The organism is Desulfoluna sp. CLI2B (assembly GCF_056847375.1).
Map to the genome: position 1 here is coordinate 5,650,009 of NZ_CP186557.1, position 23,548 is coordinate 5,673,556.

Here is a 23,548-nt window from a genome sequence, read left to right on the forward strand (position 1 = left end):
CGGAGGCATGCTTTTTCGGTACGCTTTAATCAATAAACATTGCATCACCATAGCTGAAGAAGCGGTATTTCAGCCTGACGGCTTCTTTGTAGGCGGTGAAGATGGTGTCTCTTCCGGCAAAGGCGGAGACGAGCATGAGGAGAGTCGACTCCGGGGTGTGGAAGTTGGTGACCATGGCGTCCACGCATTTGAACTGGTAGCCGGGATAGATAAAGATATCGCAGGGGCCGGCACCGGGGGTAAGGGTGCCGTCATCGGCGGTGGCGAACTCCAGGGTGCGCACCGAGGTGGTGCCCACAGCGATAACCCGGCGGCCTTCGGCTTTGGCATTGTTTATAGCGGATGCGGTGGCTTCGGAGACTTCGTACCACTCGGTGTGGATGGCGTGGTCCCGGATGTCGTCCACCCGCACGGGCTCGAAGGTGCCGTAGCCCACGTGGAGGGTGAGCTCGGCGATCTCAACGCCCTTGGCTTTCAGGGTCTCCATGAGGTCCCCCGTAAAGTGGAGCCCTGCGGTGGGGGCGGCCACGGCCCCGCGGTTTTTGGCATAGACCGTCTGATAGGTTTTTTTGTCGAAGGCGTCTGCGTCCCGTTTGATGTACGGGGGCAGGGGCATGTTGCCGTGGGTCTCAAGGAGGCGGTCAAAGTCGCCGTCGCACGCGAACCGGAGGCGGTAAATACCCTGGTCAAAGCTCTCCACAACGGCGGAAAAACCGTCTCCGAAGCGGATGGGCGTCTCGGGTTTGACCCGCTTGGACGCCTTGAGCAGGCACCGGCAGGAGAAAGCACCGTCGCGGTCCATGGCTGCCATGCCTTCCCGGTAGTCCAGGATCAGCACCTCCACCTTGCCGCCGGTCTCTTTGTGGCCCATGAGCCTGGCGGGGATGACGCTGGTGTTGTTTACAACCAGGAGGTCTCCTTTATTAAGGAGGCCCGAGAGATCGGAAAAATGTCGGTGGTGCCTTGAACCGGTGTGACGCTCCAGATGCAGGAGCCTGGAGTCGGTACGGTTTTTTTCCGGGTGGCGTGCGATGAGTTCTTCCGGAAGGTCGAATCGATAATCACTGAGTTGGTACATCTCTTACATATTCCCCAGATAAACGAGGGCAAGCCCTCCAAGCATCATGAACAGCCCCATGCTTCTCAAGCGATTTTCCGGCTGGGCGGCCAGGGTCAGGAGAATCTGGCGGGCCCTGTTCGGGAATCCGAACCAGGGAAGTCCCTCAACAATCATCACCATTCCGATAACGCAAAGAAAATATTTCATATGGTCTGCCGTGCCTTGACACATCGGTGGGGACGAGCGGTGTTCGTGGTTTGTCCCGTCCGGTGTGGTTCGTTTCATGTGCCGGTCACCTTGACGTCGGCGCAAAACAGTTTGAAAAACCCGTATTTATAGTATGGAGATTGGGGTTTGTCAAAACGTATATTTTTGGTGCCCGTGTTTGGTGGCGAGGGGATGGGAAGGGCCGTGATGAGTCTGGTGGTGCGTAACGATCTGTTGTGTCGGGAAAGTCCCTCGACCATGAATAAGGGTTTGTCATCAAACCTGAAATCTTCTATAATCCTTCCTTTTATATACATACCGGTCTGTCGGCTTGATGGACCGGTTCTTTGTTATGATATCGCCCATGCAGCGGAGTCGGATATGGAATATGAAGTCGTCATTGGCCTTGAAATACATGCGCAGCTGAAAACCAAAACAAAAATCTTTTGCGGGTGCTCCACCGCCTTCGGGGCGGAGCCCAACAGCCAGACCTGCCCGGTCTGTACCGGCATGCCCGGGGTGCTTCCGGTGCTTAACAAAACCGCAGTGGCCTATGCGGCCAAGGCCGGGGTGGCAACCAATTGCACCATCAACCGGGTGAACCGTTTTGCCCGTAAGAACTACTTCTACCCGGACCTTCCCCTGGGGTACCAGATCACCCAGTTTGCCCTGCCCATTGCCGAGCACGGTCATCTGGACATCGACCTGGAAGACGGTTCCACCAAGCGCATCGGCATCACGCGGATCCATATGGAAAACGATGCGGGCAAGCTCAATCACGACCCCATGCGCCCCATCAGCCTGGTGAATCTCAACCGTGCTGGGGTGCCCCTCATCGAGATCGTCTCAGAACCGGACATGCGCTCTGCTCAGGAGGCCGGTGCCCTGGTGAGAAAAATCCATCAGCTCGTGCGCCACATCGGGGTATGCGACGGCAACATGGAAGAGGGCAGCCTCCGCTGCGACGCCAACGTCTCCCTGCGGCCCAGGGGCCAAGAAGAGTTCGGTACCCGCACCGAGATGAAAAACTTAAACTCCTTCAGGAACATCGAGCGGGCCATTCGATATGAGATCAACCGTCAGGCCGATATTCTGGATAACGGCGGCGAGGTGATCCAGGAGACCCGCCTCTGGAACGCCGACAAGGAGATCTCCACCTCCATGCGCAGCAAGGAAGACGCCCACGACTATCGCTACTTCCCGGACCCCGACCTCCTGCCCGTGGTCATCGACGACGCCTGGTACGATGAGATCGCAGGCAGCCTGCCTGAGCTCCCCGATGCCATGAAGAAGCGCTACGTGGACGAGCTGAACCTGCCCGCAGCCGATGCCGATGTCCTCACCTCGTCCATAGAGCTGGCCACCTATTTCGACAACTGCCTGGCCATCTTCGGCTCCAAGCCCAAGCAGGCCAAGATGGTTGCCAACTGGGTTATGGGATCCGTCCTGGGGCTTCTGCATACCGGCGGCATGGACCTTGGCAACGTGCCCGTGTCCCCGGAGATGCTGGCAGGGCTTCTCTCCCTTGTCCAGGAGGATGTCATCAGCGGCACCATGGCCAAGACTGTCTTTGACGAGATGGCCGCCACCGGAAAAGAGGCCAAGGTGATTGTGGATGAAAAGGGCCTTGCCCAGGTCTCCGACACCTCTGAGATCGAAGGCATCGTGGACAAGCTCCTGGCCGACAACCCCAAAGAGGTGGAGGCCTTCCGCGGCGGCAAGAAGAAGCTCATGGGCTTTTTTGTGGGCCAGGTCATGAAAGCCACCAAGGGCAAGGGCAACCCCAAGGTGGTGAATCAGCTCTTGAATGAGAATTAATGGTTGATGGTTCAGAAAAATAGATTTAACGGTGCAATCAGCCTCCGGCGGCCCTGCTGGGGGCCAAATTTTTAAAAAATTTGATAGATAGGTTTTGTGTTATTGGAGCCTCTGCTGTGGATATATAGCAGGGGCTTTCTATTTTGGTATAAGCGCGTTTGGCGAAGTGGGTAGGGGCGGCGCGGTGAGCTGCGTTGCGTGAGGTTCCAGTGGGCTTGTGAAAAGGCTTGGAAACAAAAAAAGGCCCGCCAAAACGGCGGGCCTTTTTTAATGGCTAAGAACTATGCATTCCTAAAATTAGAAAGCAACGTTCATTTTTACGTAGCCCCAAACGCCTTCGTCTTCGAAGGACTCTTCGTTTGCGTCATCACCGTCAAGGTAAGCAATACCAGTGGAGAGGGTTACGGCGTCAGATGCTTTGTAGTAAGCGTTAACATCGAGTTCGTAAACATTGTCGAACTTGATGTTGCCAGTGCTGGTGGAACGCGCGAGGTTCTCGTCCTTGTCAAAGTTGGTCATTGCGTAGGCCAGGGCAGTGTCTACTGAAACAGTTTCAGTAATAGCCTTGGAGACCTTGACGCGAGCGAGGGTGGTCCCTTCGAGGAGGATTTCATCGCCCAGTACTTCCATGGGGCAGAGTTCGTCACCTACGTAGTAAGAAACCAGATCGTCGGTGCCGGAGTAGAGGATACCGGCGTTAACGCCGAGGCCTGCAACGGTAGTACCTGCATCAACCCAGAGGCCAAATACAGAACCGTCGTAACCGCCAATGGCGTCGTCATCGTAAGACGCGAAACCAAACTCGGATTCGAGGTTGATGGCACCAATTTTACCGGTTACGGCAACCTGGCCTTTGATGGCAGAGGAACCAGCGGAGAGTCCCTGGACACCAAGGTCATCGGTCCAGGCAGACTGAGCGTCAAGGTAGTAGACTGCGGGCTGAATGGTGAAGGCGCCAGCTTTGGTAGTCAGGCCAACGAGGTAGCCATCAACATCGGCATCGTCATCGGTTTTGTCGACTTCATTGATTTTTTCAGTTTTGAAGGTCAGGGTACCGAAGGGAGTGGCCTGGTCAGCCTGGATGAAGTACATACGCTCGGCGTTGTCGCCGAAAGCAGTACCCCATGCGTCAAGGTTGCTGTCGATACCGCCGATGAAGGTGGTGCCGGTGGTGAACTTGTGGGTCATGGCAGCTTTGCTGACTTCAAAGTAATTCTGGCCGTCGTCGTTGGCACTGCCGCCAGCGATGTTGGCTGAGTTGTCCCAGCTGGTGTCGAATGCTTCAGCAGTGATGTCAACGGAGGTGTTTTCGTTAACGATGATGCTGGATTTAATTTCGAGGTCAGACTCATAGTAACGGTAGTCTTTACCGGTCTCAGGGTTCTGGACTCCATTCCCTTTGATGAAAAAAGAACCGCTCATCTTTACTTCTGCAAACGCAGGAGCGCTGATGAAAAGGCCGGCGAGCATTGCAGCGAACACTTTCTTGAACATTAATAAATCTCCTTATCGTTCAGGTTTCAAATAGTCCCCCGGCGCGTTGGCATCTTAGCTTCGGACAGGTCCCTGAAGGCGCGTCAGACCGATCGCAAGGCTCCATGCGCGGCATTGCCGGTGTTGACCATGACTCCGGTTTCGCAGGAAGGTAGCACCATACTGTTTGGAAATCGTTAGGAAAATGCGAAGATTTCCGGGTGTAACAACAAGCAGCAACCGGATAACATAAAGCAACACATCCATTATGTTACCTTAATTAAGATTAAGTTTTTAAAAAATTTCAATGGGAATGTCAATATAATTTTACGATTTTAGAAGGGTGTCCTTCGAGAGAATCATTAATAAAAACAGGTTGGTGGCGAGGCGTGGTTTTGCGGGTAGAAAAAACTTCACCCAACGCGGATATGATGATAGTCTAAAAAAAGTGAAGTTTCTGTGTATTGTCAATGCACTACTTATGAAAAGCGACCTTATATAAAATAGGTATGAACACGGCGCAAGTGCCGGGAGAGGATGTCTATGAAATTCCACATGAAGAAGCGGGTTGCCGGTATGGTGGCAACCATGGTCCTCCTGCTTGGGGGGGCGGCCATGGGAGCACAGCCCTGCCTGTCCATTGACGAGGTGGCCTACAACGGACCCGAGGCCAGCGGGTACCTGAAAACCGGCGTGGCCCAGATGGTTACTAACCGACTCGGGGAGGCCGGGGTCTCCGTTCTCACGGAGTGTGACGGGCCCTCCCTTGATATCAGCGTCACCCTGTTTGGCGGCACCGCCAACCTCGGCGCATCCATGGAACAAAAGGGCTTCCATTTTTCCCGATCCGGCTCCGAAGCCGAGCTCATTGGCTTTGTGGGCGAGCTGGCCGATGAGGTGGCCGGTAAAATGACAGCTGGGGTGGAGGCGCCCAAGGCGACTCCGATACCAGCACCGGTTGTCAAAAAGGAAGTGCCAACCCCTTCGCCTGTGCCTACTGAAGAAGAGGCCGTTCGAAGCGATATCTTTTCCATGGAGGTCCAGAGCGTTGCTGCTGCGGACATGAACGGAGACGGAGTGGTGGAAGCCGTGGCCGCTACAAGGGGAACCCTGCTTCTTTTCAACGTATCTAAAAAGGCCATTGTTGAATCTGACAGGGTGAGTTACCCCGATTATTTGAAACCGGTCCGCATGGATACTTTGGATTTTGACGGAGATGGCAAGTCAGAGCTCTTACTTTCCGCCGTTCACGCTGTGAACCAGGACCCCTTTACTCTGGTGTTTCGTCACAACGGAACCACCCTGGTACCGGTGGGTAAACCCGCGCCGTTCCTTTCGGCCGTTGTGTCCCTGCCTGATGGGGAACGAACCTGTATTGCACAGAGACTCGACGGCATCGATTACTGGGGTGATATACACCGGGTGAGTCTGGGGTCTAAGGGCCTTGAACTGGGTCATCCCCTTGAGATGAATGGGGCTTTCAATGTCCTTGGCTGGGACACGGCCCCCGTGTTGAAAGGTGATGGCAACGGGTATTACCTTCTTTCCGAGGGTGGTCGTCTGGGGTTCTGGAACGACGCTTCCGACCATTCCAGTGTGTACCGTAGCGACGAAAATTATGGCGGCTCCCGGTTTTTTCTCTCCAAGACCGAAGGGTCCAAAGAGCGTGAGGAACGGCGCTACCTGGTTTCCCGGGTTCAATCTGTGGATCACGGGAACCTGAAAGGTGTGGGCGTGCTTCAGCACAAAGATTCTCTGGGGCATCTGTTCCAGGGGTTGAAACGCTACAAAAATGGTCGTGTTGTGGTTGTGGGGTGGAACGGCTACGAGCTGGCACCGATTGCAAGCTCGGCAGCCTTTAAGGGATTTCTGATCGATTTTGATATCGTGGATATCGACGGGGACGGCGAGCTGGAGGTTTTCGGTGGTGTCCTCAACAAAAAGGCCGGTCTTTCAGGGAAAGGTCGCTCCTACTTTGTTTTGTCTTCCCTGAAGTAATTCAAAGGGGACATATCTGCCCGTAGAGGCTGATTTGACATGAAAAAGACGGCACCGCTCCTTATCATCAAGGGGCGGTGCCTTTTTTTTGATCTTTTTTCATGTCGGTCTTTGGCTCTACAGGTGGTGTGGCGGTTTTGAAAATGCACCATATGGGGTGAAAAATCAATCAACCGGTCAAAAATAAAGCAAAATTGGGGATGTGATAAAACGTCTATCATCATCTGTGTTGATGAAAGTCCTAAATTCAACTTGACAAAGCGGGCCTTGTTTCCTATTCATCTACTTTAATAATAGAGATAACGCACATGAAGTAAATGTGAAGAACATTTATTCGAATTATATCCAAGTCATTTTTTTTAATGAAAGGAGACGTGCTCATGTCAAACTTAGTTGCTCCCCATGGTGGGAAAGGCCTGACCATTTGCCTTCTCGAAGGTGCTGAAAAGGAAGCTGAACTCAAAAAAGCTGAAGGGCTCAAGAAAATCACCATCAGCCCCCGCGCCGAAGGCGACCTCATCATGATGGGCATCGGTGGTTTCAGCCCCCTCACCGGTTTCATGACCAAAGCCGACTGGAAAGGTGTTTGTGACGATTTCCTCATGGCCGACGGGACCTTCTGGCCCATCCCCGTGACCCTCGACGCCTCCAAAGAAGACGCTGACGCCATCACCGACGGCGAAGAGATTGCCCTTGTGACCGCCGAAGGCGAGATCATGGCCACTATGAAGGTCACCGAAAAATACGAGATGACCGAAGCCGACAAGCGCTACGAGTGCGAGAAGGTCTTCATGGGCGAAGGCACCCCCACTGCTGAAGAGTTCTGGAAAATCGCCGAAGATGATCACCCCGGCGTTCAGATGGTTATGAAGCAGAAAGCTTTCAACCTGGCCGGTCCCGTGAAGGTTCTCTCTGAAGGCGACTACCCCGAGAAGTACAAGGGTGTTTACCTGACCCCCGCCCAGTCCCGTGCCATCTTCGAAGAGCGCGGCTGGAAAACCGTTGCAGCCCTGCAGCTCCGTAACCCCATGCACCGTTCCCACGAGTACCTGGCCAAGCTTGCTGCCGAGGTATGCGACGGCGTTCATCCACTCCCTCGTGGGTAACCTGAAGCCCGGCGACATCCCCGCGGAAGTACGCGGAAATGCATCGACACCCTCGTTGACAAGTACTTCGTCAAAGAGAACGTTCTCCAGGGCGGGTATCCCCTTGACATGCGTTACGCTGGCCCCCGTGAAGGCCTCCTCCACGCCACTTTCCGTCAGAACTACGGTGTCTCCAAGATGATCATCGGTCGTGACCACGCTGGTGTTGGCGACTTCTACGGCATGTTCGAGGCCCAGGATCTCTTCGACAAGATCCCCATGCCCGAAGATGCAGGCAAGCGCCTCCTCTGCGAGCCCCTGAAGATCGACTGGACCTTCTACTGCAAGAAGTGCGACGGCATGGCTTCCCTGCGTACCTGCCCCCACAGCAAAGAAGACCGCGTTATCCTTTCCGGCACCATGCTGCGTAAAGGCCTCTCCGAAGGTACCGAGATTCCCGATCACTTCGGTCGTGAAGAAGTTCTCGTCATCCTCCGCGAGTACTATGCCGGTCTCACCGAAAAAGTTGAGATCAAAACCCACGCTGCCGCTCTCGGCAAATAGCATGGGTGTTCACTCCTGACGGGGTGAGATCGTTTGTTTGCTTGTCAAAGGGCGGTGCAGAGATGCACCGCCCTTTTTATTTTGTAACGCCTCAGCTTATGTCCCTGGTAGGGCTGCCGGAGTCATTCCGATTAAAACCAAGCAAATTCCGCATGACCTCCATCGGGTTTGCAGAAGAATGAAATGGGCCTCTCCTTAAAAAACGGTGGCCCACAATCCCCCTCCACGCGATGCACCGAAAACGTTTGCATGATGTCAACCTCCGTGCATTCGCCACAGGGTTTCGACTCCATCTTGCCGCCGCAGGTCTGTTTTTCCATCCCCTTGAACCATAGAAAGTATCGTCTGAATCGCTATTCGTTGGAACATAGACTGAACACCAGGTGGTCGGTAAAGGGGAGTGGTGCACCCGTAACGATGGGTGTGAACCTTCTATAATGCCACAAAGTGAGCGCATACAGGGCTTAGAAAGTCTGTGGGCGATGGGTGCCGGAGGGCTGCTCAAGGCATCAAATAGGCTCGAAATGGAATGAATTCTTATTCAGGCATAGAAAGGGTGGGGCGATGATGAAACTCTCATTATAAGCGTTTCGTGTTTCCCTATGGATAGTGGGTAGGCATTGGAGACCGAAATTGTCGAGAAGATGCTGCGGCTCTGGAAGGAATTTGGTCTGCCATGGCTTTTGGGGGGCTACCCTGCCCTGTTCAGCATGGCAAATAAAAAAAGGAGAGCCGCGCTTTGCGCGGCTCTCCTTTTTTATTCAGATGCAGCTTCAGCCACTACTGGCGGTTTGCATACTCTGCGTAGGTCATGCCCACAATGCGGTAAACAAAGTGTGCCAGCTTGGAGAAGGGCACATACGCAAAGAGGTGGAAGACCGCGATCAGGTGGATGTAGTAGAGCAGGTAGGCCCCGAAGGTGCTTCCTGCCAGGCGGGCCATCTCCGTGAGGAGACCGGTGGCGCCCAGGAGAATGACCAAGCCGAGGAGGTACCAGTCTTTGTAGTTGCTGGTCTCGCTCTTGCCGAGACGGTCCTTGATCATCAGGGCTGCGCCCAGGACGATGAGAATGCCGCCCAGGTTACCGAACCACTTGAGGGGGTTGAGCTGGGAGTAAGGACCGGCTGTTCCGGCTAAGTAGAGAAGGGAGCCGGCGATGGCCGTGGCGATGAAGCAGCCAACGAACCCGAAGAGTACCATCATGTGGGCCGTGCCGCGTGACTTGTTCTCTCCGCACTCGTTGAACTGGGTGTGCTTGAGGATCTTGGGAAGCACGGCGGGGATGGTTTTCAGGAACGCCTTGATGTCCAGGTCCTGCTTGTCGGTTTTGCCTTCGGCCAGGGCGTTTTCATGCATGTCGTTGAGCATGCGCTTGAGACCCAGGTAGAATATGGTCACAGTTGCAATGGCCAGGGGCACGAAGGTAAAGTCCACCAGCCAGGTGGAGATGAAACGAGCATGGGCGATGGGTGCGTCGGTGTGGTGCACCCAGTGGGCGCCGAAAAAGCCGAAGATCTTCTCCATGGTACCGCCCATGGTCATGGTGATGATGGCCATGATGGCGAACCAGACAGCCGGAATGGCCGTAAGGATCCAGAACTTGCTCTTGTCGGTGACCATTTTGGCCAGTTTTTTGGGCTGGGCGTACTCGGTAATGGCATAGGAGCGAATGGCCGAGAGCACGTCACCGGGTTGAGCCCCGCGGGGGCACAGGGTGGAGCAGTCGCCACAGGCATGGCAGAGCCAGATATCGGCGCTTCCCACCAGGCGATCCTTGAGGCCCCAGGAGGCCGCAATCATCTCTTTTCGGGGAAAGGGTGAGTTTTCGGGGGCGATGGGACATGCCACGGCGCAGGTTGCACACTGAAAACACTTCTTCAGGGAGTCGCCACCGAGTCCCACCACTTCATCAATGAACTCCAGGTTTGGATTCACAAGGGTTTTATCGGACATGAGAATTCCTCCTCATCGTTTTCTGCGTTAGAAACTCGCTTGAAGGGGCCTCCCCCGAAGGCATCAGGGGAGGCTCCGATCATTGCATCATAAGAGCCGGGTCTTAGAAGCCCTTGAAGGGGTTCGGACCCAGGGCCACCACCTGCTCGACAAAGCCGTTGACGATTTCAGGCAGCTTGTCTGCCTCGTCGATGGCGATCTCGAACTGGGCCACGCGCTCTTCCTCGAGGGCGAGGGAGGCCAGGGCGTCGCCGATCTTCTTCATACGAACATCGGCCAGCTCAGAGCCTTTGACGAAGTGGCACTGGTAGTCGTCCCCGTGCTTGCAGCCGAGGAGGAAGACACCGTCCATACCCTGGGAGAGGGCGTCCTTGATCCAGACCACGTTGACGGAACCCAGGCAACGAACCGGGATGAAGCGAATCTGGGCGTCGACGCCGAGCTTCTTCATGGCGGCCATGTCCAGGGCGGGCAGAGCGTCGTTCTCGCAGATCAGGCCCAGGATACGCATGGGGGGCTCGTAGTAGTCGTCCTCGGAGGGAACCCAGACGGACTTGACCTGGGAGCCCACGGAGTCGATGCTGTAATCGGCAAAGCCGATGATACGCTCGGGGCAGGCACCCATGCAGGTACCGCAGCGACGGCAACGCGTGGGGTTGGGTTTCGGGGTCCCGCGTTCGTCGTCGTCAAGGGCGCCGAAGGGGCACTCTTCGGTGCAGCGCTTGCACTGGGTACAGCGCTGGAAGAAGAAGTCCGGGAAGGTCATGTCCCCGCTTCGGGGGTGCACGGCCACGCCGCGGTTGACGGACTCAAGGCACTGGATGGCCTTGAGGGCCGCACCGGAGGCGTCTTCGATGGACTCTTCCATGGTCTGGGCCCGACGGATGGCGCCGGCGGCGTAGATGCCGGTACGCTGGGTTTCGTAGGGGAAGCAGATGAAGTTGGAGTCTGCGTACCCGTCGAAGATGTCGTTGTCGCGGAAGCCGGGGCCCTGGCGGTAGGCCAGGTTGATGACGGCGTCGTCCACGGTGACGGGGACCATGCCGGCGGCCACGACCACGAGGTCGGCCTTCACCTTGAGGCTGTCGCCCAAAAGGGTGCCGTTGGCTTCAACGGTAAAGGCTTTGCCTTCTTTGGTAACGGAGGCGATGTCGCCCTTGGTCATGAAGACCCCGTTGTCCTGCTGCATGCTCTTGTAGAACTCCTCGGTGAGACCGGGGGTGCGCATGTGCTGGTAGAAGATGTATGCCTTGCCGTCTTCGTAGTCTTCGCGGACGTACTTGGCCTGCTTCAGGGCCACGAGGCTGGTAACGGAACCGGCGTACTCGAAGTCGCGGTCGCTGCCGGCACCGGGGCTCTGGATGAAGACCACGTTCTTGGCCTCTTTGCCGTCGGAGGGGCGAGTCAGCTTGCCTGCGGCTGCCATCTCTTCAAACTGGGCGTTGGTGATCACGTCCGGATCGTCGATGGAGAGGTGAGGGTAAGCCTCGGCAGTGAGCTCGGCGGGGCGCCAGCCGGCGGCCAGGATCACGGCACCGAATTTTTCCCCTTCGGGGTCGAGGTGGAGGATGTCCTCACGGCCTTCGTTGTACTCTTTGTACTTTTCAGCCAGGGACTCGGCGTCCAGCTCGTTGCCGGCCTCGTCCACCTTCATCTCATCGGGAAGGGGGAAGGGCACGTCAAAGGGGATCTTCTCGCCGGGCTTTTTAAGGGTCACGGTGAAGTCACCGGGCTGGCCGGCGATACGGGCCACCACCGTGCTGGTCTTGACGGTGATGTTGGAGAAGCCGTCAAGCTTGGCGAGGGTGTCGCCGATGACCGGAGGCAAGAGCTCGGTGTAGGGCTCGCCCTGGGGCATCTGCTTGCGCATCTTGGCTGCCCAGCCGCCCAGCTTGGCCTCTTTTTCCACGATGGTGACGTCGGCGCCGGTCTTGGCTGCGTCGATGGCCGCGTTGATACCGGTGATGCCGCCGCCGATAACCAGGATTTTGTTGCTCTGGTTTTCAAGCTTGAAGGGCTCGGGCTGCTCGATTTTTTCGAGACGAGCCAGGCTCATGCGCATGTAGTCGTTGGCGGCCAGCTGGATATTGTCCACAAAGTAATCGTCGTCTTCGGGGCCTTTGGCCGGGTACTTCTCGCGGCTCATGCTCCAGACCACCTGCTCGCGGATGCTGGCGCGGTCCACCAGGCAGTCGTCCCACTTGAAGATGTCGTAGTTGACCCGGCGAGAGCAGGCGTTGATGGACAGTGCGTTGACGCCGTCTTTGACGTCGGCGTTGAGCATCTCAAGGCCCTCTTTGCCGCAGAGGCATTCGTGACGCTTGACGGTGTAGCCCTCGTCCTCAGCCACACCCGCCAGCTCGTCAATATTGAGGACATCGCCGATTCCACAACCTGTGCAGATATATACACCATATTTTTTTGCCATGGTTATTTACCTCCCTACTACGGTTTGAATCGCTTTCAGGGCCATACCTGTAGCATTCTGGTTGGAAGAGACAACGTCAGCGGGCTTGTTGGCGCAGCCGCACCCGAACATGCCGCCCTTGTCATAATCGTTGATGATGAAGCCGTTGTCGTTGAAGGTGAGATCTGCCTGGGGCTTGTCTGTTGCAAGGCTGGGCTCCATGCCCGTGGCCAGGACAACCATATCGGCCGTCTGGCGCACTTTTTTACCGGTGACGGCGTTTTCAGCCACCACGGTGACGCAGCCGTTGTCGGCCTCAGCCACTTCGGCCACCTTGCCCTTGACGAAGAAGACCTTCTCGTCTTCCTTGAGCTTGTTGTAGAATTTTTCGTAGCGCTGGCCCGGTGCGCGGAGGTCGATGTAGTAGATGGTGACCTCGCAGTCGGGGTACTGCTCGCGCAGGTACGTGGCGTGCTTGAGGGAGGCCATGCAGCAGATGTAGGAGCAGTAGGGCAGGTGGTTCTCATCCCTGGAGCCTGCGCACTGCACGAAAACCACGGATTTCGGGGCTGCATCGTCCGAGGGCCGAACGATCTTGCCTTCGGTGGGGCCGGTGGAGGAGGCCATGCGCTCCAGCATCATGTTGGTGATGATGTTCTGGTGGCGACCGAAGCCAAGGTTGTCGATGCGGGTGGCGTCGTAGGGCTTCCATCCGGTGGCCCAGACCACGGAGGCCACCTTCACGGTGGTGGTGGTCTCGGTCATGGAAAAATCAATGGCTCCGTACTTGCAGGCCTCTTCGCACTTCTTCTTGTCGTCGGCGCTGATGTACTCGCTGATGACGTACTTGGCGGGGAAGGCCATGGGGTGGGGCAGGTAGGCTGCCTTGGTGCGATCCATCCCGAAGTTGAGCTCGTTTTCAATCTCGCCTTCACACGCTTCGGCGCAGGCGCCGCAGCCGGTGCAGTTGTCGTTGACGTAGCGGGGACGGGTTTTCAGGGTCACCTCGTAGTTGCCGGGGGTCCCTTCGACCTTCACCACTTCGGTCATGGTCTGCACGTGAATGGCAGGGTTGTCCTTGATCCGGCGGAAGTTGATTTCAAGCCCGCAGGTGGGAGGACAGAGTTTGGGGAAGTACTGGTTCAACTGGAGAACACGCCCGCCGAGGTAGGCGTTTTTTTCAACCAGGATGACCTCGTGGCCGGTTTCAGCGGCTTCGAGGGTGGTGGTCAGTCCGCTGATCCCACCGCCAACGACCAAAATGCTTGCACTAGCAGGGGCTGCTTTGTCGATTGTCATGCTATCCCTCCATGCATAAATGTTTATAAACTGTCGAAACCATCGTATTCGCTACTCTTTTTTGTGGACTCCGGGGACAAGATGGTGCTGTTCACCTTCTCCTTGGTCACCTTGGTGTGCGTGTCCACATTCCGTCGGGCTCCGGCGTATGAGCTGAAGCCCGCAAAAATCTGGACACAACATTTCGGCGAAGGAAAAAGTGTTTACAACAAAAAAATAAATTCAGTCCCATGAAAGAGCGCGGGGCATTAAAAAAAGCCTCCAGACATCGCAAGGGACATCTGGAGGCTTATTTAAGCTACTTCATCACAGCTTCCCTTAGAATTACTTCATGGGGATGATTCTGTGGTAAGGCTCTTTCTTCATGGTCCACTCGTCGGACTTCCTGTCGTAGGCAGAGTTAACGAAGCAGAACCACTCTTCATCATCCTGGCCGGGGAAGTCTGCCTGGTAGTAGAAACCGGGGTAACGGGTCTCTTTACGGAACTGGATGTGCCGTACGTGAGCTTCTACGGTGTAGAGACGGTGGAAGATTTCCCAGCAGCGCATCAGCTCGTGCAGGTCGCCGGCTGCGAGTTTCTCGCAGTCTTCGTGCATCATCTTGAGCAGGTCGTCGATGAGGATTTCGAGGGCCTTGGAGCTGGTCTGGTAGTAAGTGGCCGTACCACCGCCGTACTCGTTGGTGGCCTTCATAAGACGAAGGGCCATGCCGTCGGGCTTGCAGTAGTTGGGGTTCACGTTCTGAGCAGTGGTGAACTCGCTGTTGTCGAGGTAAGTACGGACGGGCTTCCATACGAGGTCGACGAGCTCTTCTTTGGTCTCGGCCAGTTCAGGCTTAAAGGGGTTGTCAGTGATGTACTGAACCATGCCCTTGGCAGCCACACGACCTTCGTAGTGAGAACCGGAAGAGAACTTGTGACCGGAGCAGCCAACGCCGTCGCCTGCGGTGAAGAGGCCGGGAACGGTGGTCATACGGTTGTAGACCTTGTCGCCGACGCCCCACTTGTATGAATCAGGTACCCAGTCCTCATCGGGACCGGAGCACCAGAGACCGCAGCAGCCGGAGTGTGAACCGAGGAGGTACGGTTCGGTCGGCATGATCTCGGAGTCTTTCTTCTCGGGCTCGGTGTTGGTGGCGCACCAGAGGTTGGCCTGGCCGCAGGTCATGTCAAGGAAGTCTTCCCAAGCTTCGGACTCGAGGTGCTTGAGCTCTTTCTTGTCCATGGTCTCGCCGAGTTTCTGCAGGGCGTTGGTGGTCTTCATGATGATGGGACCACGACCGGCCTTCATCTCGAAGAGCATCAGGTGGTTACGCAGACAGGTCGGGGTGATGGCTGCGGTGCCGTAAGGAGCGTAGTTAGCCAGCTCTTCTTTGGAGCGGTCGGTGGCGGCGTAGTTTTCGCCGATACCGTTTTCAAGGTGAGCCTTGAAGAGAAGGAACCAAGCACCCACGGGGCCGTAACCGTCTTTGAAACGGGCGGGGGTGAAACGGTTTTCCATCATGGAGAGCTCAGCACCTGCACGGAGACACATGGTGTAGGTAGAACCTGCGTTCTCCATGCGGATCATCACGAGACCTTTACCTTCACCAACGGAACGGGGCTGGTAGATGTTAACCGCGCCACCGCAGGCACACATCATGGTCTGGCACTTGATGATGTAGACTTTGTTTTCACGGGTGGAGAAACCAACGGCGCCGGCGATCTTCTTGGGATCGTTTTTGTCGTTGAGAAGCTCGACGATGAAAACACGCTCAAGGATGTTCTCTTCACCGAGGGCCTTTTTGGCTGCTTCGGCAACGATACGCTTGTAGGATTCACCGTTGATCATGATCTGCCACTTACCGGTACGAACAGGAGTGGCGCCATCTTTAAGGAGGCCCATCTTGAGGCCTTTCTTGCCGTCCATGCTCTTGCCGTCGGCAGACTTCTTCCACATGGGGAGGCCCCACTCTTCGAAGAGGTGAACGGAGTCGTCCACGTGGCGGCCTACGTCAAAGGAGAGGTCTTCACGGATGATACCCATGAGGTCGTTACGGACCATGCGGGTGTAATCGTCGGGGGTGTTCTCGCCGATGTAGGTGTTGATGGCGGAGAGGCCCTGAGCAACCGCACCGGAACGCTCCATGGCGGCCTTGTCAACGAGAAGGATCTTGGTGTCGTCGCTGGCCCACTTCTTGACCTCAAAGGCCGTACCGCAGGCAGCCATGCCGCCGCCAACAATCAGAATATCCACTTCCATTTCGACGACTTCAGGGTCGCGAACAGCTTTCAGTTCTCCCAAAGGCTTGTTAGGTAATGCCATTGTCATTTCCTCCTAAAAAGAAATTTTTTGAATCGTAATCAGAAACACCTTCGTGGTGACCAAGAAGACCTATGCAAGCTCAAGGGGCTGTGCAAGGGTCTTGCCGTCCGCTTCCTCAGTGGAGAGGAGGGCAGAGCTGAGGTCTTTGCCTTTGAGGCCTTCGTAGGCATTGGCGGAACCTTCGGCGGTGGTTCGGATGGGGAACTTGAAGCGTTTGACGACACCGTTACGGAACTTACAGGTCCACATGATGTCCTCGGTGCCCATCATGGGCATGATGCTGGAGCCCATGGGCACGAAGTCGGAGTAGCCGCGTACTTCAATGGCCTGTGAGGGGCAGATTTTAACGCAGGAAAAGCACTCCCAGCACTGATCGGGCTCCTGGTTGTAGGCCTTCATGGCAGTGGGGTCCAGAACCATCAAGTCGTTGGGGCAGATGTACATACATGCTGTCTTCTCCCCGCCTTTGCAACCGTCACATTTTTCAGCGATTACATAGCTTGGCATTTGCTATACCTCCCTGATAGGGCATTGATCACCTGTTCAATGCCTCGTTAACTTTTGGCGAAACTCCCAAAATGGAGGTATCGCCACTGACACTGTTGCCTGAGGTGTTACACCTCTTGGCTACGATAATAAAAAAATTATGTATCCGCAGAGTTCGTCCTCTCCGCCGATATATAATGTTCTTCTCAAATTGCTTTATTCTAATAGGTGATAGTGTTTTGGGTCACTTCCCATGATAATAATTAAGCTGCAAAGTATCACCGGGTCTGACCCTTGTCAACCATTTTTAGGGGCTGAAATTCCCAGAAAAAAGAGCTATCTACTGTGTTTTTCGTGGTATTTCCACATCTTCTATAATGAGTGGTAGTTCATACCAGATATAGGTATCTGTCGGATTTTAAATGGAAAGCGTTGCACGGGGATGAGGGGGGCGGAGCGTGAGGTAACATCTCTAAGATGCGGGGGTTTATGGTGCTTTTCAAGGAATAAATTTTGGGTTGTTAAAAGGAATTTATCATAAGTCGGCGTGAACGATGTTCTAGTAAATCAATAATTTTGAAGGTTTCCATCAGTGAATTGACGTTCAGTGCCGGGCCACCCCTCAGGCGGTCTTGACATTGGTACCGGGCTGGGGGACCATGGTGCCTCCGGAGCGATGCCGCACCGGGGCCGGGAGGGGTTCTTTCCGGCACAAGGCTCAAGAAATACAGTCAGGATGCGGTGCCGCCATACCCAATGGGGCGGGGTCGGTCCCGGCACAATATGTTTTGGGGGGCATGGCCCCGGACGGAGGTGTTATGAGCGGTGAACCACAGTTTATTGGAATCGACGAATCCTTTACCTTTGCATGCGGCGCCCAGAAAGGGTGTTTCAACCAGTGCTGCTGCGATCTCAACCAGTTTCTCTACCCGTACGACATCCTCCGGTTGAGCCGGGCCCTCAAGATGTCCACCCGCGAGTTCCTCGATACCTATACCTTTATATACACAGGGGATAGCACCGGCCTCCCCGTGGTCTCTTTTAAAACATCCACCAGGGAACACAACGCCTGTCCCTTTGTGACCGACAAAGGCTGCGCCGTGTATGACGACCGCCCGGCCTCCTGTCGCTTCTTTCCCCTGGCCCGAGCCCTGGCCCGCTCCCGGGAAGACGGTTCGATCACCGAATACTTTGCCGTCATCGAAGCCCATCTGCGAGGGCTTCATCGGCGGGGAGGTGTGGACCCCGAGACGCTGGATGGAAAGCCAGGGTCTTGTGGCCTACAACGAGCATAACGACCGAATGATGGAGCTTATCAGCCTCAAGCAGCAGCACATGCCCGGCCGACTGGAAGGAGATGACCGCAAGGCTTTCGAACTCGCCTGTTATGATCTCGACGGATTCCGTGGCCAGGTGGCCGACGGGACCATCTCCTTGGATGCAGAACGCAAACAGGCCGTCCTCGACGACGACGAAGCCCTTCTCGGTGAGGCCATGGGCTGGATCCGGGAGCGCCTCTTCGGCACCCGACGGGCGTCGTGATGTAAAGTCCGGACAGGCCAACGTGGGTGATAAAAAGCCTGCCTCCGGCGGCCAGGTGGGGGGCACCTGGAAACCCTATGGCGAACGCATGGAGGTGTGTTGCGTGCGTCCAGGCGTTTTCGAGGCATTCGCGTGGAGTGTGACATATGGCAACCGCTTTTGCAGGAGATGCCTATTTTATTTTTCTGCAAAGCAGATGAAGGGCATTTAGGGACGCTTGTTTGAAAAAAACTCCGCAAAAATGCTTCTAAAGGGATCGCGCCTGAACTGTTACGGTGGAGCCGTGGCATGATGGTTTAAGATCTGTTTGTCAGCCTTTTTAAGGGGGGTGGCCTCCGGAAGGGCCGCCGGAAGCAGTGCGGTTAGATCCAAAATGGACACGTAGCAACAATGTATCCTGTTACGTCGAAGCTTGTGAGCCAGCCCGCATAAACAATCGGCGTTTATGTCGGGCGAAGCCCGAGTCGAAGGTGCTTGCGCTTTGGCCCGAGGAACGAGGACGAACGACACTATGTGCTTTCGAGGTGGCTCACTCTCGCCGCCGGAGGCACGCTTTTGGCTAACAGAAAGGGAATTTGAAAGATGGCAGATGAACGTGTGGCGTTGGTGTTGGGGGCGGTGAAGGGCATTGGTCGGGAGATCGGGCTCTCTTTGGCCCGCCGCGGGATTCGGACGGTGTTGACCTGGCACGACTGGGAGGAGAGCCTCCCGGCCATGGAGGCGGCCTTTGCCGAGGTGGGGTGCGACCATGAGATCGTTCGCGTGGACTTAACCGACACCGAGGCGGTGCCGGGGCTTATCAAGCGCGTAATTGATCGCTTTGGGCGACTGGATATCCTCATCAACAACATCGAGCGGGGCGGCATGCCCGTGGTCCACGGCACCTACACAAAGAATCAGTGGGAGCTGGAGGTGGCCACCACCCTCACGGCCAAGCGCTGGGTGTTTGAATCGGCCTTGCCGTATTTGAAGCAGGCTCCGGACGGATGCGTGTTGAACCTTACGTCCATTGCGGGGATGGTGGGGCGAAGCGGTCCTGCCAGCTACCTGTTTAACGAGGGGTATTCCGCCCTGAATCGTGGCATCTCCCTGCTCACCGAAACCTGGGCCCGTCTTGGCGCACCCAATGTCCGGGTCAACGAGCTGATGCTGGGGGTTATGGACACCCGTCACGGCAAAGAGACTAGAGGCTGGGGCATGCACCCGGACAAGGTCAAAAAGGGTCTGGTGGACCATACCCTCCGGGCCGCACCGGCACGCCGGAAGATGTGGTAAGGCGGCTAATTGCGTTTGACGCCCCTTTTTATGACGAATTCGTCATTCGCCTCGACGGCGGGTATGTCCTGGGTGGAGATCGGGTGTGGGAGATGCCGGAAGGAGTGGAAAAGCTGTAATGCAAGCCTCCGGCGGCAAGGTGTGCCACCTTGAAAGCAGATGGCGGATGTGATTTGCCCCTCGTTCCTCGGGTCAAATCACATCCGCATTTATAACGGTATTCATGTAACTGTTGTTTGTGGCCTATTTGTTAAATTTTTTAAAAGTTTAGCCCCCGGCAGGGCCGCCGGAGGCACCCGCTTTTATTTCATGTGGATCGTTTTTGACGGCATGCCCAGGAGGACGGCCCGGATCCATTCGAAACCGAACTTCATGACGGTCACGTCATCCCTTCTCAGTTTCATCTTGAGATCGTTTTTGATTTTGCAGCGCTTTAAAAACGAGCTTCCAAAGATAAATTCCCTGAAATCATCCACGTTGTAGGTGGCCATGAAGGCCATTTTGGCGCGCTGGCCCTTGGGGCCTTCTGCGCCCCAGGGGTTGCCCGAGAGCAGGGTTTCCACCTCTCCCCAGAGTTCATTCATGGCGTTGTGTTTTTCGGCGTTCTGGTCTTTTTGCCACGCCTCCGGAGTCAGCTCCTGCTCTTCGTCGATGCCACGGCAAAAAGAGGGGGGGCGAAGGAAGAGGACACGCTCTCTTGTGCCCTCTGCGTTGTAGTAGACTCCGTGTTCGCAGGGGAAGGTGCGGCAGGTGTCCGGGCGGAATTCATAGGCTGTGCAGCCGGCCTCGGAGAGAAAGACGCAAGTGGCTTCGTCGTTGTCGTTCATGCGGAGCAGGAGCTCGGGGAGGGCCTTTCCTTCTCTGAGTACGGCATCGGTGTATTGGTCGATGAATTCTCCGGCCGTGATGTTCAGGCCCTGCTTGAGGCGCAGCACGTCGTAGGGACTCAGGAAGAGGTTGAGGTTGCGGCAGCAGCGGTTGAAGCATTCAAGGCCTGCGTGGCAGCGGAACCGGAAGGTTTCGCCCTCTTTGATGCGGCCTTCAAGGCCGTCCAGGGTGGGTGTGTCAAGGTGTTTCATGGGCTTATGGTCTCCGGCGGATCGCCTTTTTTTGATTAAAGCAGGATCATCTCGGCGATGGTGAGTCTTAAACGGTCGGCAAAGCCGGTCTCTTCCCTCAGTTCTTTTTCAAGGATGGCCATCTCCCGGTAAAGGGGGGTGCGGTTCAGGGGCAGGCTTTGGGTGTCGGCTTGTTCGTACCGGGCGCATCCGGGGCCGTCGATGACGGTGCCGTCGGGCCGTTCAAGGATGTGGGCGACGCCGTGGAGCCGGCAGACCATGGGGCGATGCTCATAGAGGATGCACTGCCCCTCTTCCATGAGGGGGCAGGGGACCTTTTCATCCCGTTCGCCGTTGGCTCGCTGGTGGAGCAGGGGCGCGGCTTCCTGGGCCCGGAAAGTGACGGTGGCAAGGGTCTCTTCCGGCAGGGTGGCAAGGCCCTCTTTCAGGTAGAAGAGTTCCATGAGAGTGTGGTGATAAAACAGGGAGAGGCAGCAGTTGTCCTCGCAGCCTGCGCAGGTGAACCCGCTTGTCGATGCGGCCGCAGTATAGCTGCGATCCATTTTATCGAAAAGGTGCTTGATCCGGTGGGCCCATTCCGGGGTTGTCGATTTTGATCAGGGGGCGGGTTCTGTTCATGGGTGTTTTTGCCTTGTGTCTCGTGTATGGGGCCTCGGTTGGTTGTGCGGGCCCATTGTGGTTTATACCAGCGACGACGGAAAAAAGTGGCGCTCGTAAAGTTCCAGGGCGTATCGGTCGGTGATGCTGGCGATGAAGTCGCAGACGGAGCGTTCTTTGGAGCGGATCGTGTTGTGATTCGGCATTTCCAGGGCGGCCAGCTCGTGTGAGAAGATGGTTTCGTTGGTGTCCTGGAGGAAAAAGGTGTAGAGCTCCCTCAGGATCTTTTTGGATTTGACGAACTCGTTGTGGACCTGCGGAGACCGGTAGACGTTGTGGTAGAGGAAATTGCGCAGCTCGTCCATGGCCCGGTGCACCTCGTCGGTGATCTGGAGCTTCAGCTCTCCGTTTTCCGGGTGGGAGGCGTAGATGAGGTCCCGGACCATGGTGGTGGCCCGCTCCGGGTGGTTGCTGCCGAGGACCCGGACACATCGTTCGGGGATCTGCTCCTTGCAGATGACCCCGCTTCGGATGGCGTCGTCCAGGTCGTGGTTCAGGTAGGCCATGATATCGGCCACGCGGACCACCTGACCTTCTGCGGTGCAGGCCTTTTCCCGTTTGGACTCCGGGATGATGGTGCCGTACCCCTTGGAGTGCTTAAGGATGCCGTCGCGCACTTCCAGGGTAAGGTTGAGCCCCGCCCCGTTTTTTTCCAGGATGTCGATGACCCGAAGGCTCTGGATGGGATGGGAGAAGTTGCCGGAGTAGATCTCTTTCAGGACCGTCTCTCCGCTGTGGCCGAAGGGGGTGTGGCCGAGGTCGTGGCCCAGGGCGATGGCCTCGGTGAGGTCTTCGTTGAGACGCATGGCGCGGGCCACGGCCCGTGCAATCTGGGCCACTTCAAGGGTGTGGGTGAGGCGCGTGCGGTAGTGCTCCCCCAGCGGGGAGAGAAAGACCTGGGTTTTGTGTTTCAGGCGTCTGAAGGCGTTGCAGTAGACGATGCGCTCCCGGTCGCGTTGAAAGTCGCTCCGGATGGGGCAGGCCTCTTCCGCGCCGCTCTGATCCGCCGAGCTGGGCAGCCCGTAGGGGGAGAGAAAGCTCTCCTCCCTTTTTTCGAACTCTTCACGTGATGTCATGATGGCCTTGTCCCTCTTTTCAGAACCATCTCGGGTGGCGTGCAATGCGCCGGAAACGAGCGGCTGGTCGGGGCTTGCATGTGGTGCCCCCTTTGCACTGGATGCGAGCGGCCATGGCGCACCATGGCAAAATAAAATAACCTTTATATAACAGGTTGAGGGGTAAATACAAGGTGAAGCCCTGAAAGCCGCAGTGTGGGCGCCTTTGGCAGGGCTTTTGTCCGAGGGGTGCCTCCGGCGGGTCGCTTTTTGAAAAAAGCTCCGCAAAAACGTTCCGGTAATTAAAAAATGAAGAGGGGCTATGCCTTGCAGGGGCGCAGCCGCAAAAAAACAAAACCTGTTTGTCAAACGTTTCAAAAGGTTGGCCCCCGGCAGGGTCGCCGGAGGCAATGCCTGAATGTGTTTGCCCCGGGGTAAGGCGCGGCAATTCTTGTTTCGCCCTGCTGAATCGGTTAAGCTGAAAGATGGTCAAAGGGATTTGATGGTCGAGGAGGCGCATATGAGCGAAGGTCATCACCTGATTCTGGGGACGCTGACGGACTGCCTGACGGGCAAAACATTGACGGATACCCATGACGAGCGGTATCGCCAGAAAATTGCCCGGCATCTTATGGATGTGTGCGGGTTTGCCCCGGATGAGATCGATGCGTCCCGGGTTGTGGAGGTGGGGGCCGGGGAGAAGAAGGCCCGGTTTCCTGTGGATTTTATCGTTTCGTCGGGTGGGGTCGCGGCCATGGTGGTCCGCTACCGGCCAGGCTCCATTGTCACCCGTCACCGCTCGGGTCAGGCCCTGTGCCTGGTGCTGGCTCCCCATGAGATTCCTGTGGTGGTGGTGACCAACGGAGAGGACGCCGATGTGCTGGACGCCGTCACCGGGAAGGTGAAGGGGAGCGGATTCGATGCGATCCCCGGCAGGGGCGAGCTTGAGGCCCTGGTTTCGGAGGCGCCCATGGCGCCGGTGCCGGAGCGGCGCAGGGAGATGGCCCTTCGGCTTCTCCATGCCTGCGAGGTGGATGACAGCTGTCCCTGCGATACCACCATCTGCAGGCTGGAATGATGGTTTTTTGTGGTAACTATTCAGCTTATGTCTCCGGCGGGTCGCTTTTTTGAAAAAAAGCGCCGCAAAAAACGTTGCGGTAAATGCCTTGATAAATGAAAAAATATGAGGGACTGTGACCGGTTAGGGCACTCGCTTCAAAAAACAAAACCTGTTTGACAAACGTTTTAAATGTTTGGCCCCTGGCAGGGTCGCCGGAGGCAAAAAA

Annotated in this window: 17 protein-coding genes and 1 pseudogene; 7 read left to right on the forward strand and 11 right to left on the reverse strand. The window is 56.2% G+C overall.

Features of this window, described 5'->3' with window-relative positions:
* Positions 1–25: 25 nt before the first annotated feature.
* Together queA and ACOYW2_RS26245 are read right to left on the reverse strand one after the other, a co-directional pair.
* On the reverse strand, positions 26–1,078 hold the full coding sequence (gene queA / locus ACOYW2_RS26240; RefSeq protein ID WP_482768483.1) for a tRNA preQ1(34) S-adenosylmethionine ribosyltransferase-isomerase QueA: 1,053 nt from the start codon (positions 1,076–1,078) through the stop codon (positions 26–28).
* 3 nt (positions 1,079–1,081) lie between these two features.
* Entirely contained in the window at positions 1,082–1,345 is a 264-nt protein-coding gene (locus ACOYW2_RS26245; protein WP_482418728.1) for a DUF2065 domain-containing protein, read from the reverse strand.
* Positions 1,346–1,648: 303 nt separating this feature from the next.
* Here ACOYW2_RS26245 and gatB point away from each other — a divergent pair, with 303 nt between their 5' ends.
* The gene (gatB, locus tag ACOYW2_RS26250) at positions 1,649–3,085 is read left to right on the forward strand and encodes an Asp-tRNA(Asn)/Glu-tRNA(Gln) amidotransferase subunit GatB (RefSeq protein ID WP_482768484.1); all 1,437 of its coding nucleotides are present in this window, start codon (positions 1,649–1,651) and stop codon (positions 3,083–3,085) included.
* A gap of 297 nt (positions 3,086–3,382) precedes the next feature.
* Here the strand turns inward: gatB and ACOYW2_RS26255 are convergent, their stop codons facing one another.
* The gene (locus ACOYW2_RS26255) at positions 3,383–4,579 is read right to left on the reverse strand and encodes a hypothetical protein (protein ID WP_482768485.1); all 1,197 of its coding nucleotides are present in this window, start codon (positions 4,577–4,579) and stop codon (positions 3,383–3,385) included.
* A gap of 522 nt (positions 4,580–5,101) precedes the next feature.
* Here ACOYW2_RS26255 and ACOYW2_RS26260 point away from each other — a divergent pair.
* Entirely contained in the window at positions 5,102–6,556 is a 1,455-nt protein-coding gene (locus ACOYW2_RS26260) for a hypothetical protein (RefSeq protein ID WP_482768486.1), read from the forward strand.
* A 380-nt stretch (positions 6,557–6,936) separates the two neighbouring features.
* Positions 6,937–8,205: pseudogene (locus tag ACOYW2_RS26265) on the forward strand (sulfate adenylyltransferase).
* 780 nt (positions 8,206–8,985) lie between these two features.
* On the opposite strand, the gene qmoC reads toward ACOYW2_RS26265, so the two are convergent.
* The 5 genes from qmoC to aprB all read right to left on the reverse strand — a co-directional run bounded on the left by qmoC (position 8,986) and on the right by aprB (position 16,675).
* Positions 8,986–10,158: a quinone-interacting membrane-bound oxidoreductase complex subunit QmoC gene (gene qmoC, locus ACOYW2_RS26270; RefSeq protein WP_482768487.1), complete on the reverse strand. Its 1,173-nt coding sequence runs from the start codon at positions 10,156–10,158 to the stop codon at positions 8,986–8,988.
* 103 nt (positions 10,159–10,261) lie between these two features.
* A complete protein-coding gene (locus tag ACOYW2_RS26275) occupies positions 10,262–12,586 on the reverse strand; it encodes an FAD-dependent oxidoreductase (protein ID WP_482768488.1) in 2,325 nt (774 codons plus the stop codon).
* A gap of 6 nt (positions 12,587–12,592) precedes the next feature.
* Entirely contained in the window at positions 12,593–13,864 is a 1,272-nt protein-coding gene (locus tag ACOYW2_RS26280; RefSeq protein ID WP_482418735.1) for a CoB--CoM heterodisulfide reductase iron-sulfur subunit A family protein, read from the reverse strand.
* 324 nt (positions 13,865–14,188) lie between these two features.
* Complete coding sequence (gene aprA, locus ACOYW2_RS26285; RefSeq protein WP_482768489.1) at positions 14,189–16,168, reverse strand: adenylyl-sulfate reductase subunit alpha; 1,980 nt, start codon at positions 16,166–16,168, stop codon at positions 14,189–14,191.
* Positions 16,169–16,237: 69 nt separating this feature from the next.
* Positions 16,238–16,675 (reverse strand): adenylyl-sulfate reductase subunit beta, encoded by a 438-nt coding sequence (gene aprB, locus ACOYW2_RS26290; protein WP_180138576.1) that lies wholly within the window; start codon positions 16,673–16,675, stop codon positions 16,238–16,240.
* Positions 16,676–17,472: 797 nt separating this feature from the next.
* Here aprB and ACOYW2_RS26295 point away from each other — a divergent pair.
* The 3 genes from ACOYW2_RS26295 (at position 17,473) to ACOYW2_RS26305 (ending at position 19,471) form a co-directional block, all read left to right on the forward strand.
* Positions 17,473–17,949, forward strand: a complete 477-nt coding sequence (locus ACOYW2_RS26295) for a YkgJ family cysteine cluster protein (RefSeq protein ID WP_482768490.1) — start codon at positions 17,473–17,475, stop codon at positions 17,947–17,949.
* Positions 17,912–18,196, forward strand: coding sequence for a hypothetical protein (locus ACOYW2_RS26300; RefSeq protein WP_482768491.1), 285 nt, complete (start codon positions 17,912–17,914; stop codon positions 18,194–18,196). Before ACOYW2_RS26295 ends, ACOYW2_RS26300 begins: the two co-directional genes overlap by 38 nt.
* A gap of 582 nt (positions 18,197–18,778) precedes the next feature.
* Positions 18,779–19,471 (forward strand): SDR family NAD(P)-dependent oxidoreductase, encoded by a 693-nt coding sequence (locus tag ACOYW2_RS26305; protein WP_482768492.1) that lies wholly within the window; start codon positions 18,779–18,781, stop codon positions 19,469–19,471.
* Positions 19,472–19,773: 302 nt separating this feature from the next.
* Here the strand turns inward: ACOYW2_RS26305 and ACOYW2_RS26310 are convergent, their stop codons facing one another.
* From ACOYW2_RS26310 to ACOYW2_RS26320, 3 genes are all read right to left on the reverse strand, one after another.
* Positions 19,774–20,550: a YkgJ family cysteine cluster protein gene (locus ACOYW2_RS26310; protein WP_482768493.1), complete on the reverse strand. Its 777-nt coding sequence runs from the start codon at positions 20,548–20,550 to the stop codon at positions 19,774–19,776.
* A gap of 35 nt (positions 20,551–20,585) precedes the next feature.
* Positions 20,586–21,092, reverse strand: a complete 507-nt coding sequence (locus ACOYW2_RS26315) for a YkgJ family cysteine cluster protein (protein WP_482768494.1) — start codon at positions 21,090–21,092, stop codon at positions 20,586–20,588.
* A 138-nt stretch (positions 21,093–21,230) separates the two neighbouring features.
* Positions 21,231–22,283 carry a deoxyguanosinetriphosphate triphosphohydrolase gene (locus tag ACOYW2_RS26320; protein ID WP_482420650.1) on the reverse strand — a complete coding sequence of 351 codons (1,053 nt, stop codon included), beginning with the start codon at positions 22,281–22,283 and terminating at the stop codon, positions 21,231–21,233.
* 499 nt (positions 22,284–22,782) lie between these two features.
* On the opposite strand from ACOYW2_RS26320, the gene ACOYW2_RS26325 reads away from it, so the two are divergent.
* Complete coding sequence (locus tag ACOYW2_RS26325; RefSeq protein WP_482418742.1) at positions 22,783–23,340, forward strand: type I restriction enzyme HsdR N-terminal domain-containing protein; 558 nt, start codon at positions 22,783–22,785, stop codon at positions 23,338–23,340.
* Positions 23,341–23,548 lie beyond the last annotated feature (208 nt).